This is a genomic window from Leptospira fainei serovar Hurstbridge str. BUT 6 (assembly GCF_000306235.2).
Classification (GTDB): Bacteria; Spirochaetota; Leptospiria; order Leptospirales; family Leptospiraceae; genus Leptospira_B; species Leptospira_B fainei.
Window position 1 is genome coordinate 355,280 of record NZ_AKWZ02000010.1, and the last position, 13,359, is coordinate 368,638.

Consider the following 13,359-nt stretch of genomic DNA (forward strand, 5'->3'; position numbering starts at 1 on the left):
TCAGCTTTCCCGGATTTTGTCCCGGCTTAAACCTTTTAATAAACCTACGAGTTCTCCTAAATGCTGAAGATCGCCCTTCTCGTTCTTATGAAAGGCGGTCCAACCTAACTCTCGGGTTGGAGTAATATCCAACTCCACTTTGTCTCCGCAGTAGATTAATTTCTCGGGAGGAAGTCCGACAGTCTCGGACGCCGCTTGGAAAATTCGATGGGACGGTTTCTCGAAGCCGAATTCCGCGGAAACAAATATAGGATTAAAATAGGAAAGAACTCCTACGCTGCCCAATAGATCCCGCAAACGGTGATCCCAATTGGAAATAATCCCGAGTCCGTATCCCGATTTCTTTACGAACGAAAGCAAATCCGGAAATCCGGGATCGATTTCCCAAACTGAAGGATCGTCGAATTTTTGAAATATGGAAAGGAAAATCGGATCCGGATCCAAATCGGAACCGATCTCTTTCAAAAAAATCCCGAGCAGGTCTCTCCACCAACCCTCGCTTCCGCCTGAATGAGCGTGAAATTTATCACGATGTTCGGGCAGAGGTTCTTTCGTTAATTCGGAATAAGCTTTACGAAACGCCCGCTCCAAGGAACCCGCGGGTCTATTTGCGTTCGTTAGCCCGAAATTTTTCAATACGTCGAAATATATTTCTCCTGCCGGTTTTTTCATCGTCAGGAGAGTGTCGCCGACGTCTAGGAAAAGAAATCGATCGGTATTTAAAGATGTTTGCATTCTATTAACATTCGAGAGGAAAATTTAGATTTCGGACTCTACGGTTTTTTCCGTATCACATTCATTTCGTAAATCTTTCTTCCGATCATTAGACTCTTCGATAAACTTAAACTTCGGAATTACGGGTGAGACGGCTGGTGCCCCGGTTGAATCGCTAACTTGGTTTCATCAGCGCCCTCTTTTAATTTCGGATCCAAAGAAGATTTGCGCGCTAGTTTCAATTCCTTCAAAACCGCTTCCTCTTTTTCGCGAGTCACTAGTTTATCTCGGGATTGTACGGACGCTTTCACCGATTCCAACACAGACCCAAGAAGAACGTCGGAAGACTTATCCCAAATTGCGGACGTGATTACGATAACGATTTTCCTGTGAGGTATCACATAGATGAATTGTCCGCCCTTCCCGGTCGCCATAAACGTCGACTTGCCTTCGAATTCATGAAGCCACCAATGCAACCCGTAACGATGCTCCACTCCCGGCTCAAGAGTCCAAGCGATCCATTCAGGGCGAAGTATCTGTCTTCCATGCCATTTTCCCCCCTCCAAATACAATTGCCCTATCTTGGCCATGTCGATAGATCTCAACCGAAGACCGAATCCTCCGGTTTGTCGTCCCGAGGAAGCCGTATACCATTCCTCACCCCGAATCCCTAACCAAGAGAATGCTGTATTCTTTGCATACTCATATAGACTCTTACCTGTCTTTGCTTCCAAATAGCCCGCAGCCAATTGCGAATCTCCATTAGAATATTCGAATTTAGAACCGGGTGGTGAAGATACGGGCGGTTCCCAAGCGATTGCTAACGGGTCGGCGTTCGTTCGAATGTCTTCTTTTTTAGGAAACGAATCCCAACCCATTCCCGAACTCATCCTAAGCGCGTCCTTTAATCGAACGGATTCTTTTCCCTCCAACTCGGACGGAAGAATACCGGGAAGGCTTCCTTCCGCTCTTGCCAAGCTCTCATCCAGATTCACTCCGCAGGAGTTACTGTAGCAAATACCGAGTAAAAGCGAAAGCATGGATTTAGTCACCGAATACATATTATGATTATGATTTCGAGATATTCCCCCCGCGTATCTTTCCCAAATAAGATTTCCGTCTTTGAGTACGAGCAAGGAGCGAACTTCGGTTTTTTCTTTTCTCAATTTTTGGGAAAGTTCGACTAAAGGTTTGGAATCCATTCCGGCTTCCTCTGGAAAATGTACCGGAAAGCCCTCGGCGGGTGTTCTATCCAGTGTTCCCGGGTGTTCCCAATTAACTCCGTCAGGAAGCTTGACCCAACCCCAAGCTAGGGCGCTACAATTCGAAAAAGCGATTAGAGAGAATATCGTTATGAAAATCTTAAACCGCAAAATCGAATCCCATCCTTACTTTTTACTAAATACATCTTTCGGAGAATCTAACGAAAGACCTTCCAACTTGCAATCTATTTGGACGAATCGGCTGGAAATATTTTTCCAAAATTTTTTCGGGAAAAATCGAGAAAATGGACATGTCCGATTGTTTATTTAAATGTCTCATTAGATCCTCTAACAAGCTGTAAGACGAGAAGTTTCAAACGATCAGAACTCTAATCGCTAAAATATCCTCTCAATATTTTAGACCGTCGATTTGTTCCATTAATGCTTTTCTTTTTAGAGGAATATGGCCCTTCTTTTCGCAAGATCAGTCGAATCTTTCCTTGCATGAAGCGAAATAGTTTAAAGTCTGGAGTCATGTCTTCCCTATTCTCGCTCAAGGGTAAGAGAGTTTTCCTGCTCGCAGCCTTACTGTTTTCTCTTTCTCACTGCTTTTTCGCCGTTGATTGGAGTAAGGGCGCCGGACCGAAAGGAAAAGAAAGGGGGGTTCTACAGGAAGTTCCTGATGCGGACGAGGCAAATCTGTCGCATGAAGAACTTAAGAGAGCCGGCAAGAAGCCGATCTTTAAAAGCGAAGAAGAAAGGCGCTTATTCGAAGTGATGTCGGCCGAGGCCGGCGATTCAAAGACCGCCAAAAATTGCACGGTTCTTTATAACAGCTGCAAAGATAAATGCTGGAAGGAATTTCCGGTCCCTAGTGTCGAAACCGTTTTCACAGCGATCTCTGTGGATAGAAAAAGATGGGCCTGCGTAGGAACGTGCCAGAATGTTTGCAATCACTTTGACCCGCCTTCGTCGGGCGGTTCCATGCCGAATTCAGGAAAAGGAAATTATGCAAATCCGAATGCTCCAAGATATTAACCCGATTATTTTTCCGGCTACGATCCGAAACTCGATCTCTTTGAGAAAGACTGGACAAACTTAGGTTAACGCGTAATTTCTTTCCTTTCGGAGGAAAGAATGTCATCTCAAGAAATTCTCGTTTTTACTACCCTCGCCGACCGCGATTTAGCCGAAGAATATATCGCCGAAATGCTCCAGCAAGGAATTATAGTTAGCGGCACGATCTTTCCGGAAGTCGCGCTTCTTTATCAATGGGAAGGGAAATTGACGATCGATTCGGAGAATAAACTTCTATTAAAGGCTAAGGCCGAACATTATCCCGCAATTGAAGAATTCATCATGAAGAAGCATCCTTATTTGGCGCCCGAAATCATCCGTATGGATGTAAGCTTCGGTTCTGATAAATTTAAATCCTATATCAAAGAAAAAATCGCCAAAGGCGGTTAATAGTCCGACGAGTAAGACGCTCATAGATATTCTATGATTATTCGTATTTGATCAAAAAGGAATCGGCAGCGCCTCCGGAATACGGTTGGCCGAGTAACGAGGCATTAGTGTAGCCGGTTCCATATACGTTTCCGGGAAAGTCGACGGAGATGCCGGTCGCATTCGTATTGGCGCCGGCTCCTAAAAGTTTTGTCCATTTTTTATTTCCGTTAGCGTCATATTTCACGACAAATAAGTCGTAAGTACCTCCGGAAAATGCCTGCCCGTCCAAGGAGGCGGATGTAAAACCTGTCGCGTATACATTGCCCAAAAAATCCACTGTTACTGAATTTCCTTTTACATTTCCGCCCGGTGTTCCCAACATTCGGACCCAGAGTAGATTGCCATTCGGGTCGTATTTAGTCACAAGAAGATCGTAATAAGTCGGCCCACCGCCCGAGTATACTTGTCCCCCGATACTTACGTTTGCATTCCCGGCAGTATAAATATTTCCTAATACGTCAGCCGTGATGCCGTATCCGTATGCCTCGCTTCCTGCAGGAACTGCGCCGAGAAGCTGGGTCCAAAGCTGATTCCCATTCGTATCAAACTTAACCAGGAAAAAGTTCTTATTCGGAGACGATCCGATGAAAGTCTGTCCGAACAAATTTCCCTCCGTATAACCTGTCGCGTGAATATTGCCGTACGGGTTTGCAGCGAATCCGAACCCATACACGTTTGCAGGTCCTCCGAACACCCAACTTGTTAGTTCATTTCCGTTCTGGTCATACTTTACGACATAGGAGTCGGCAACTCCGGCGGTGATAAGAGGATGTGAGTCGAAAGTATTATTCGTAAACCCGCCCGAATAGATATTTCCGATTCCATCCGCTCCAATTCCATAAGAGGTAGCATAATAACCTGCGACAGAAGTGATGACTCTGGTCCAAAGTAAATTCCCGTTTGAATCATATTTAGCCGTGAACATCCCGGTACCCGCGGGCGCAGCTTGGCCTCCGATCGCGCCGGTCGTCTTCCCGGTCAAATACACGCCTCCGGCGGAATCCGTCGTGATCCCTAAAGCTTCGGTATCTGCTGCGGAAGCTCCAAGTAATCTTGTCCACCGACGATTCCCCTGAGAATCGTACCTGGACAAAAATAAATTATAATTCGCGCCGCCTGTCGCGCCCGTGAATATTTGTCCGTCCAGATTTCCGTTAGTAATTCCCGCTATATAAATATTGCCTCTAGAATCGATCGCGATTCCGTATGACTGAGTCGTCGCTCCTCCAATCCCAAGCAAACGCGCGTAATCTAAAAGGCCTTGGTTATCGTGAGGAGGAATGCATCCCGACATTGTCCTTCCGGTTGTCGCTTTCAGAATGGTTCCTAACTCGAACATCGTAGAGGATCGGTCGCAATCGTTGTGCCTATGAATCGCGCAACCAAGACACAGGAGAAGACTTGCAAAGATAAATAAGAATCGAATATCAGATTTAGTTCGCCGTAAATAATTCATGTCCGTTGAAAAAGTCCAGATTCGAGTAAGATCGCTTTTCGGGAAAAAAGCGAATCATTTCGGATTTTTAATTATCCTATAACTGGAAAAAAATTATATCTCAATAACGGAAAACCGAAGATTTCAAAATCTTCGCTTATTCATAAGCATTATGAGGCAAAATTTTTACGAAGCTATGTTTATTCTACGAGCGACGAGAATCATCGGAATATCGCAAGTATATAGTGAAAAAATTTGAATACGGAATCCGGTTTAGCGAAAATTGCAAAGGTAATTCCGGCCAAAGCTCCGTAAAGATGCGCATCGTGATTCACTCCGTCATTTCCTTTTTTCGACGCGTAATATGTGTAGCCAAGATAAGCTAACGCAAAAATCGGCGCGGGAATCGGGATCGGAATCAAGAACATATAGATACTGGACTGAGGATAAAATAAGACGGACGCGAATACGATTCCTGAAGTTCCTCCGGAAGCCCCCAAAGTGCCGTAAGCCGGATTATCCCTATTTTTGAGAAAGGAGATTCCGCTAGCCGCTAAAATTGCGGTGAAGTAAATTCCGGCAAAACCGAATCCTCCGATCGTATATTCTACGGCCGGTCCGAAGAAATACAGGGTGATCATATTAAACATTAAATGGAAAATATCGGAATGCAGGAAGGCGCTCGTTATCAAAGTATAGTATCGTCCTTCCCTTGAATCTCGAAACGGGCGTAATAGGAATTTTTCCAGCAGTTCCGGGTTACCCATCAACGCGTATAGACTGAAAGCCGCGGTGATTACGATCGTAATTTCTGTTAGCATTTTATCCTGTTTCTCGTTATGCTTTCAGAGAAAGCATCTTATCCCGGAGCATTGCGGCACGTTCGAAATCCAATTCTTTTGCGGCTTTAAGCATTTCCTCTCTAAGACGTTCTTTTAATTCTTCCTTGGAAGAAAAATTCTTCTCTTTAAATTGCTTCTCGATACTCTCGAGCGCCGCCTCTTCCAAGGTATATTCTTTTTGCTCCCGATCTATAATGTCGCTGATTTCCTTCGAAATCGTTTTCGGAGAAATTCTGTATTTCCTGTTGTGTTCTTCCTGAATCGTACGGCGGCGACGCGTTTCTCCGATGGCTTTTTCCATCGAATCGGTCATTTTATCGGCGTACAAGACTGCAGTCCCGTTAATGTTTCGAGCCGCCCGGCCGATCGTCTGTATTAGAGATTTATAATTTCTTAAAAATCCCTCCTTGTCCGCGTCCAAAATAGCAACTAACGTGACTTCCGGAAGATCCAATCCTTCCCGAAGCAAATTGATTCCGACGAGAACGTCGTATACCCCTTTTCGCAGGTCTCGAATGATTTCAACCCGCTCCAAAGTGTCTACTTCCGAGTGCAGATAAGAGACTTTAATTCCGAGTTCCTTATAATAATCGGTTAGATCTTCCGACATTTTTTTGGTAAGGGTAGTGACTAATACCCTTTCATCTTTATCTACTCGTTTACGAATCTCGATCAAAAGGTCTTCGACCTGATTTTTCGTCGGGCGAACTTCTACGACGGGATCCAATAACCCGGTCGGCCGAATGATTTGCTCAACAATCGTCTTGCTTTTTTGCATCTCGTAATCTGCTGGAGTCGCGGAAACGTACAAGGTTCTCGGAGTCAAATTTTCAAACTCGGGAAAATTCAACGGGCGATTATCGAGCGCGGAAGGTAATCTGAATCCGAAGTCCACCAGAGTTTGCTTGCGAGCACGATCACCGGCATACATCCCTCCCACCTGTGGAATCGTCACATGAGATTCATCGACGATCAGCAAAAAATCTCCGCGAAAATAATCGATTAAGCACGCCGGTCTTTCGCCTTCTTTCCTTCCGGTTAAGTGACGCGAATAATTTTCGACTCCGTTGCAATAGCCCATTTCCTGAAGCATTTCCATATCGTAGTTCGTGCGGGATACGATTCGTTGTGCTTCCAAAAACTTATTTTCTTTGTTGAACTTCGCTTCCTGCTCCGTCATTTCATTCTTAATGACTTCGATTGCCTCTTTGATCATCGGTGAAGACGTGATGAAGTGCTTTGCAGGATAGATAAAACAACGCTCGAGTTTGGCAATAACCTGCCCGGTGACCGGTTGAATCCGGCTAATCGCGTCGATTTCGTCTCCGAAGAATTCGATTCGAATCCCGTCCGTATGGTATGCCGGGTATACCTCGATGGAATCTCCTCTCACTCTGAAATTCCCTCTAGAGAAATCGATATCGTTCCGATTATACTGGATATGAAGCAATTGACGAATCACCTGGTCTCGATCAATCGTATTTCCTTTTTGTAATGAAACTACGGATTTCATATATTCTTCGGGAGATCCCAATCCGTAAATGCAGGAAACCGAACTTACAATAATGACGTCGTCTCTTTCCAAAAGCGAAGATGTCGCCCGAAGCCTTAGCTTATCGATTTCCTCGTTCACCGACATGTCCTTTTCGATGAACACATCGGAAGAAGGCACGTATGCCTCGGGCTGGTAATAATCGTAATATGATACGAAGTATTCTACGGCATTTTCCGGAAAGAAATCCTTAAACTCTCGGAATAATTGTGCAGCCAATGTTTTGTTATGCGAAAGTATGAGCGTAGGCAACCCGAGTCTGGCAATTACCTCCGCCATAGTAAACGTCTTACCTGAACCCGTCACGCCTACGAGTGTGACTTTCTCTTCTCCCTGTTCGAACGAAGTCGCAATTTTTTCGATAGCTTGAATTTGATCTCCAGCTGCTTTATAGGGGGAATGAAGTTTAAAAATTGCAGGCATACTGTTTCCTCTCGGTTAGAATCCACGACGAACGGAATGTTTTCTATTTTGAAAGACTTTACTAATCTAAGAAAGTTTTTTCTCGGCCATAAAGAGAGCCTGCTTGCGTTCTTCTAAAATTTCTAGATCCATTTTATCGAATAGCTTTTGCATTACCATCATACCGCGCATAAGTGTCGCGGTGGAAGAGAATTTTCCCCTTTCTATATCTTCTTCGATGTTCAAGTCTCTAAGGTTATTGACCAGCCGAATTTTAAAAAGTCCGCTTCTCTCTATCGAATACGAGACTTCGACTGTTCCTCCGTCTCCGTATTTCACTGCATTTTCGACGGCCTCGATCGATCCGATTGTAAGATCGACAATCAAATCGTCGTTAACACCGTTTTCGCGCAAAAAAGTCTCAAGCCTGCTTCGGACGTATTGCATAGGCTGAAATTCCGTTTTCCCAAGAATAGCGTATTCTTCTTTTTTAACGGTTTTCTTGTGCAAAGCGGACTCCGGAGAAAGTGAATACTCTCTCGGATCGAATTTTCCTCTGATTGCGTCCTTGGAAGCGACCAAGGTATCAAGAATTTGGGGAATCCAGTCCGGCTGGATCTTAGGCTCTTCCCGGAATCGCCGAACGACATCCATCCGGATCCAGGCGTGGAAATCCTGGGAATTTCCTACTAAACCGTTTGCTAGGAGATCCCGTATTCGGGCCTCGATCTCTCCTAGGGAAAAGGACATTCCCATATTTTTCCATAGGATCGTTTTTTAAAATGAATGTAAATCTGATTTTTAGAAAACGACCGCAAACTGCTTCGGAGAATATGGTCACCGTTTTTTTTCCGAAGCTTTTTTACGGAAAATTTTCTCGGGTAAAAACGCCTAGTTCCAAATTCGATCCTTCAGTCTTCGGATTTTTGCCGGAAATGCCGTCTCATAAATTCGTTCTTTTACGGAATATTTTCCCGCGTTAAGATCACTCTCCATCCGAGCGCTATTCGTCGATTAGTAGAATCGATCCTTAATATTAATTACGCCACCCATAATGAAGCGATGCGTCCTATTTTTTATTTACCAACTTTAAGTGCAGCGAATCTTTTTATCGGCTAGAGTAGTTACTTCGTTAAATCTGCCATGAACCGGATTCTTTGCGTCGCTTCGGAAACTTAAGCTGGTCGGGAAATTTCCCTACCATTTTCTTACTTGCCGCAAAACTTCATAGGCAACGATCGCGACCGCGTTACTTAAGTTTAGGCATCTGCAATCTTCTTCCATAGGAATTCGAATCACATGATCCGTATCGGAAGCTTTCATGATCTCGGGAGGAAGCCCCGAAGTTTCATTACCGAATAAAAGAGTATCGTTCAGCCCGTAATTCGGTTTCGTATAAGAAGCCGTCCCTTTTGTGGAGATTAAATAAAGATTCGATCCCTGAGGAAGACTCGAACGAAACTCTTCCCAAGTAGAATGCCGAGTCAGTTTTACTTTATCCCAATAATCCAACCCGGCACGTCGGGCGGCTTTCTCGGAAAGTTCGAATGCAGGTTCTCCGACAATATGCAGTTCGGCTCCTAAAGCGACACAGAGTCTAGCGATATTACCGGTGTTAGGCGGAATCTCCGGCCGATACAAAGCGATCCGGAGAGGCATTTACCTTAACCTTTCTTCTGTCCTTTGCTCAAGGACTTTGCGAGAATCGCACCGAAGGATCCGGTTGAGGAAGTTTCTTCGGACAAATAACCGCTATAATTCAATCGATCCTGCACTTCTTTCGCCTTTGTTAGAGATAGGGAAATTTGCCGTTTCGATAAATTCACTTCCATTACGAACGCATCCACTTTATCGCCCGGTTTGAAAATTTGCGATAAGGGAACTCTGTTTAAGATTCCGCTCTCCCGATTCGGAACGAGGCCGGAGAAATTTTCGTTCAGTTTGACGAACAATCCGAACGGCTTAATGCTATCGACGACACCGGAAACGACATCTCCTTCCTTAAACGGAACGTTCTGCGCCCAAGGGTCCTTTAGAAAATCCTTAACCGTAAAGCTATGTTTGTTTTCTTCCCAATCCAGCTTTAATACTTTCGCATGGAGTACCTGCCCGGGATGAAAATCCAAAGTTAAATCCGGATTTTTTTTGAACGTCGCTTCGGATGCGGGGACGAGAGCCGTCAATCCGTCCGCCTCGACGATCAATCCGAATGAGTGAACCGATTTCACCCTGCATGTTACGAACATGCCCGGTTTTAATTCCCCTTTTAATACGGATATCTTAGCTTCTTTTTCCTTATCGGCAATTTTTTTCTGAGAGACGACAACCTTACCCTTCGCGCCGACCTCTACTACAAGAAAGCGAACATATTTTCCGACCGCACTTCCTTGCTTACGCAGATCCTGATCCAATTGTGAAAAAGGACAAAATCCGGTGACCTCGCCTAACTTAACTTCGACGCCCGATTCGTTTTCACCCACGATATGGGCGAGTATGGGTATTTCGGACGCTTGAGCGACGGAAATTAAATCCTTTTCCAAGGAATCTCCAAGCAGACAAGTCGTAAAGTATTGATCCCCGGAAGACTCCCGGAGAAAATACGCCTCGAACTCTTGACCCGGTTTAGGAGCCTCGGGGAATTCCTCCGCGAGAACGATTCCTGAGATTCCCGCCTCTTTTACCTTTATAAAAATGTAATCTGATTTTGCGCTGCTTACGACTGCAGTTACTTTTGCACCCGGTTCAAGCGCACCTTTTTTGCGGAAGCTTTCATCCAAAAGTTTTTCGAATAATTCTTTCTCGGAGTCTTTCATAGTTCTTCCTCTCTATAAATTGAATCTCACCGACCGCGTTTAGAAGCAGGTTTCTTAGGCGGGAGAATTTCCGTTCTTCTACGTTCCGTCACAACCGTCTGCAACGAACGCAATTTTTCCCATCCGCTCAAGGGGTCCTCGCTAAAAACAAGGAACTGCGCCGACTTCCCGACGCGAATTTTGCCTTCGTGCGCAGCTTCAAGGTAAGTGCAGGCGGTTTCTGTGGCGGCACGAAGAGCTTCCTTAGGACCTAAAATTTCCGACAAAATGGAAATCTCCTTCCAACCCCCAATTCCCGGAAAGATCAGATAATGGCCGGTGCCTGAAGCGAGTAGAATCTTTAAGGCCAGATTCTTTCGAGCCTTCAGAAAGGCAAGATAGGAATCGTACTCCTTATCCGCTTCCGCTTTTTCTTTTTCTCCTAACGGAACCAGGGTCGAGATCCATTCGTTCGAGAAGGCTTTTTCTTTAAATCTAGGACTCCAAGCCAATAATCGATTCCATTCCTCGGAAAACCCCGGAGTTCCTACTTGTTTTTGATTGTAGTACACACCAAACATAGGTCCCCAATAAGATTGGACTAAATTTCTAGAGACAGGAGCTATAGAAGAAGTTTCCGGAATCGGATGATACAATACTGGGACGCCGGCAGAGAGCGCTTCCCAAGAGGCAAATTCTTCTCCAAACGCGGAAACCGCCAATTCAAGACCTTTTTCGTCCGCCTGAGTTTTCATCCGGTACAAAAGTTGTCCGTCAATCTGAAACGGTTCTCCGGCATCATGACGCAAAAATAAGTGCGCGCGTCCTATTCCCCGATTCGAAACGGCCCGGATCGCTTCCTCTTGATTATGCAGAATTTTGTAGCCGCTGAGCTTTGACCCCGCGTTTCGAAGTTCAATCGAATCCGCAACGAGTATCGGAGAGGAGATCGAAATTTGCGGGAATTCTCCCGTTTTTCTTCGTGAACGCGCCAGGTCCTCAACCCAAGAGGCATCTGCGATACTCTGCAAGAAAACGAATCCGTGCTGAAGAAATGACCGAATATCTTCCTGCAGCTCATTTTTATCTTTTTGGCCGCCGATCGAGTTTGCCCCCAAAGTGACGTGAGCATCGCAAAAACCGGGTAATATGAATAGAGGATTTTGAGCGTTTGAAGAAGGGGAAATCTTCTCGACGATTCCGTCCTTTACGGATAAATCTACGGGTCCTTTATATTCCAAAGAGCCGGGCTCTATTACAAATACTCCTTTCCAACTCCAACTCTGGGCCTCGATAACGGAGAACGAAGAGAAGAAAAAGAGACCCCAGAAAAAAGAAGTTTTACAAAGAAAATAATGCGAGAAGACCTTTTTTGGTATGGCGGGTATGAGTCTCTTGACAAACAAATCGAGTTCCGGAAAGTTCAAGGTAATGGGTCAGGAAATCCGGGATATATCCGATAATATCCGACTTACGGTAGAGAACGGAAGAATTCTATCCCTCAAAACACATCGGATGACTCGATCCGTGGAAGAGCATATCCAGGAAGCGATCGAATTAATCCTGGACAAAGTTACATATCCCACGCTCGTCCCGACGATTTATACTATCGTTAAAGAGTTATCGATCAACGCCTGCAAGGCAAACCAAAAAAGAATTTTCTTCGAGGAAAAAGGATACGATCTCGCGAATGAATCCCAATATATAAAAGGGGTCGCCGAATACCGACAATTATTTTCGGAAAGCATGGCCGAAGAGTTCGGGCAGAAAGCGAAAAAGAAAGGCTACTATTGCTTGATCAGTTTCGATTATTCTATGGACGGAATTCGTATCGAAGTGATCAATAATACTCCCGTAACTCCTCAGGAAGAAAAATCATTACGAGAAAAACTCGAAAAAGGAATGCAATACGCGGATATAGCTCAATTCTATATGGACAACGCGGATAATACGGAAGGCGCGGGGTTGGGATTGGCTTTGATTCTAATTATGCTGAAAGGAGAAGGAATCGATCCTTCTTTCTTCCGCATAGGAATTCGAAAAGAATCGACGATTGCTCGACTGGAAATTCCCCTGACTACAAACTTCAAGTCGGCTCGCGACAAGGATTTCTCGCGCATATAAATGCCCCTACCGATTTCCGCCTGCATCATAACGTTAAACGAAGAGGATAATATTACTCGCTGCCTCTCTTCTCTTAAGTTCGTGGATGAAATTATCGTATTGGATTCCGGCTCGAGTGATCGAACCGGAGAATTGGCAAAATCGTTCGGTGCTAAAATAGTCCATCGCGAATTCGACGATTATGTATCTCAAAAAAATCACGTAGTATCTTTGGCTAAGAATAGTTGGATTTTAAGCGTCGATGCCGACGAAGAAATATCGCCTAAATTGGAAAATGAAATCCGGGAGATATTAGGAGGAAGAGAACCTGAAGAAGACGGGTTTCTCATTCCTAGGCTTACCATGTACATGGGAAAATGGGTTCGTCACGGGGGATGGTATCCTAACTATCGAGTCCGTTTGTTTAAAAAATCCAAGGGTCGATTTGTCGGAGGAAAAGTCCACGAATCGGTTCTTCTTGAAGGAAAAAAAAGGAAATTAAAAAACCCGATATTGCATTACTCTTATCAGAACCTGTATGATCATGTGAATTTTATAAATCGGTATTCCGAACTTGCGGCAACCGAAAAATTCGCCAAAGGAAAACGCACCGGCCTTCTCTTCGCCTTTTTAAAAGCTTCTTATAAATCTTTTTGGATGTATTTCGTTCGCTGCGGGTTCTTGGACGGACGGCGAGGGTTTATTTTGGCAATCATGGGATTCTATTATAATTTCTTAAAGTATACCAAGATACTAGAAATGAGTTTGGCCGAAAAGGATCGGAAGCGACGCGAGAATTGAATGTGTT

13 protein-coding genes are annotated in these 13,359 nt (G+C 44.7%); 4 read left to right on the forward strand and 9 right to left on the reverse strand.

What is annotated here, in order from left to right; all coding sequences use genetic code 11:
- Complete coding sequence (locus LEP1GSC058_RS10775; RefSeq protein ID WP_016550012.1) at positions 1-735, reverse strand: HAD-IA family hydrolase; 735 nt, start codon at positions 733-735, stop codon at positions 1-3.
- A 119-nt stretch (positions 736-854) separates the two neighbouring features.
- Entirely contained in the window at positions 855-2,087 is a 1,233-nt protein-coding gene (locus LEP1GSC058_RS10780; protein ID WP_016550724.1) for a serine hydrolase domain-containing protein, read from the reverse strand.
- Between the two features lie 333 nt (positions 2,088-2,420).
- Here LEP1GSC058_RS10780 and LEP1GSC058_RS10790 point away from each other — a divergent pair, with 333 nt between their 5' ends.
- Both LEP1GSC058_RS10790 and cutA read left to right on the forward strand, forming a co-directional pair.
- Entirely contained in the window at positions 2,421-2,954 is a 534-nt protein-coding gene (locus LEP1GSC058_RS10790) for an LIC_10730 family protein (RefSeq protein WP_016550139.1), read from the forward strand.
- 99 nt (positions 2,955-3,053) lie between these two features.
- Positions 3,054-3,383 carry a divalent-cation tolerance protein CutA gene (gene cutA / locus LEP1GSC058_RS10795; RefSeq protein WP_016550154.1) on the forward strand — a complete coding sequence of 110 codons (330 nt, stop codon included), beginning with the start codon at positions 3,054-3,056 and terminating at the stop codon, positions 3,381-3,383.
- A 37-nt stretch (positions 3,384-3,420) separates the two neighbouring features.
- Here cutA and LEP1GSC058_RS10800 read toward each other — a convergent pair whose 3' ends face one another.
- The 7 genes from LEP1GSC058_RS10800 to LEP1GSC058_RS10835 all read right to left on the reverse strand — a co-directional run bounded on the left by LEP1GSC058_RS10800 (position 3,421) and on the right by LEP1GSC058_RS10835 (position 11,854).
- Positions 3,421-4,719 carry an SBBP repeat-containing protein gene (locus LEP1GSC058_RS10800; RefSeq protein WP_232224670.1) on the reverse strand — a complete coding sequence of 433 codons (1,299 nt, stop codon included), beginning with the start codon at positions 4,717-4,719 and terminating at the stop codon, positions 3,421-3,423.
- A 362-nt stretch (positions 4,720-5,081) separates the two neighbouring features.
- Positions 5,082-5,681 carry a rhomboid family intramembrane serine protease gene (locus LEP1GSC058_RS10805; RefSeq protein ID WP_016549478.1) on the reverse strand — a complete coding sequence of 200 codons (600 nt, stop codon included), beginning with the start codon at positions 5,679-5,681 and terminating at the stop codon, positions 5,082-5,084.
- 16 nt (positions 5,682-5,697) lie between these two features.
- Positions 5,698-7,677 (reverse strand): excinuclease ABC subunit UvrB, encoded by a 1,980-nt coding sequence (uvrB, locus tag LEP1GSC058_RS10810; protein WP_016550392.1) that lies wholly within the window; start codon positions 7,675-7,677, stop codon positions 5,698-5,700.
- Positions 7,678-7,743: 66 nt separating this feature from the next.
- On the reverse strand, positions 7,744-8,406 hold the full coding sequence (locus tag LEP1GSC058_RS10815) for an ATP-binding protein (protein WP_016550401.1): 663 nt from the start codon (positions 8,404-8,406) through the stop codon (positions 7,744-7,746).
- A 447-nt stretch (positions 8,407-8,853) separates the two neighbouring features.
- The gene (locus tag LEP1GSC058_RS10825; protein ID WP_016550916.1) at positions 8,854-9,315 is read right to left on the reverse strand and encodes a tRNA (cytidine(34)-2'-O)-methyltransferase; all 462 of its coding nucleotides are present in this window, start codon (positions 9,313-9,315) and stop codon (positions 8,854-8,856) included.
- Positions 9,316-9,320: 5 nt separating this feature from the next.
- Positions 9,321-10,469: a S1 RNA-binding domain-containing protein gene (locus LEP1GSC058_RS10830; RefSeq protein ID WP_016549518.1), complete on the reverse strand. Its 1,149-nt coding sequence runs from the start codon at positions 10,467-10,469 to the stop codon at positions 9,321-9,323.
- A 26-nt stretch (positions 10,470-10,495) separates the two neighbouring features.
- Positions 10,496-11,854, reverse strand: coding sequence for a hypothetical protein (locus LEP1GSC058_RS10835; protein WP_016550200.1), 1,359 nt, complete (start codon positions 11,852-11,854; stop codon positions 10,496-10,498).
- Between the two features lie 25 nt (positions 11,855-11,879).
- Here LEP1GSC058_RS10835 and LEP1GSC058_RS10840 point away from each other — a divergent pair, with 25 nt between their 5' ends.
- Entirely contained in the window at positions 11,880-12,572 is a 693-nt protein-coding gene (locus LEP1GSC058_RS10840; RefSeq protein ID WP_016549724.1) for a hypothetical protein, read from the forward strand.
- On the forward strand, positions 12,573-13,352 hold the full coding sequence (locus tag LEP1GSC058_RS10845) for a glycosyltransferase family 2 protein (RefSeq protein WP_016549709.1): 780 nt from the start codon (positions 12,573-12,575) through the stop codon (positions 13,350-13,352).
- Positions 13,353-13,359: the final 7 nt, after the last annotated feature.

Excerpts from the sequence above, each read along its gene's own strand:
- LEP1GSC058_RS10775 (WP_016550012.1), bottom strand. The coding sequence starts at position 735 with ATGCAAACATCTTTAAATACCGATCGATTTCTTTTCCTAGACGTCGGC.
- LEP1GSC058_RS10790 (WP_016550139.1), top strand. The coding sequence starts at position 2,421 with ATGAAGCGAAATAGTTTAAAGTCTGGAGTCATGTCTTCCCTATTCTCG.
- cutA (WP_016550154.1), top strand. The coding sequence starts at position 3,054 with ATGTCATCTCAAGAAATTCTCGTTTTTACTACCCTCGCCGACCGCGAT.
- LEP1GSC058_RS10800 (WP_232224670.1), bottom strand. The coding sequence starts at position 4,719 with ATGTCGGGATGCATTCCTCCTCACGATAACCAAGGCCTTTTAGATTAC.
- LEP1GSC058_RS10805 (WP_016549478.1), bottom strand. The coding sequence starts at position 5,681 with ATGCTAACAGAAATTACGATCGTAATCACCGCGGCTTTCAGTCTATAC.
- uvrB (WP_016550392.1), bottom strand. The coding sequence starts at position 7,677 with ATGCCTGCAATTTTTAAACTTCATTCCCCCTATAAAGCAGCTGGAGAT.
- LEP1GSC058_RS10815 (WP_016550401.1), bottom strand. The coding sequence starts at position 8,406 with ATGTCCTTTTCCCTAGGAGAGATCGAGGCCCGAATACGGGATCTCCTA.
- LEP1GSC058_RS10825 (WP_016550916.1), bottom strand. The coding sequence starts at position 9,315 with ATGCCTCTCCGGATCGCTTTGTATCGGCCGGAGATTCCGCCTAACACC.
- LEP1GSC058_RS10830 (WP_016549518.1), bottom strand. The coding sequence starts at position 10,469 with ATGAAAGACTCCGAGAAAGAATTATTCGAAAAACTTTTGGATGAAAGC.
- LEP1GSC058_RS10840 (WP_016549724.1), top strand. The coding sequence starts at position 11,880 with ATGGGTCAGGAAATCCGGGATATATCCGATAATATCCGACTTACGGTA.
- LEP1GSC058_RS10845 (WP_016549709.1), top strand. The coding sequence starts at position 12,573 with ATGCCCCTACCGATTTCCGCCTGCATCATAACGTTAAACGAAGAGGAT.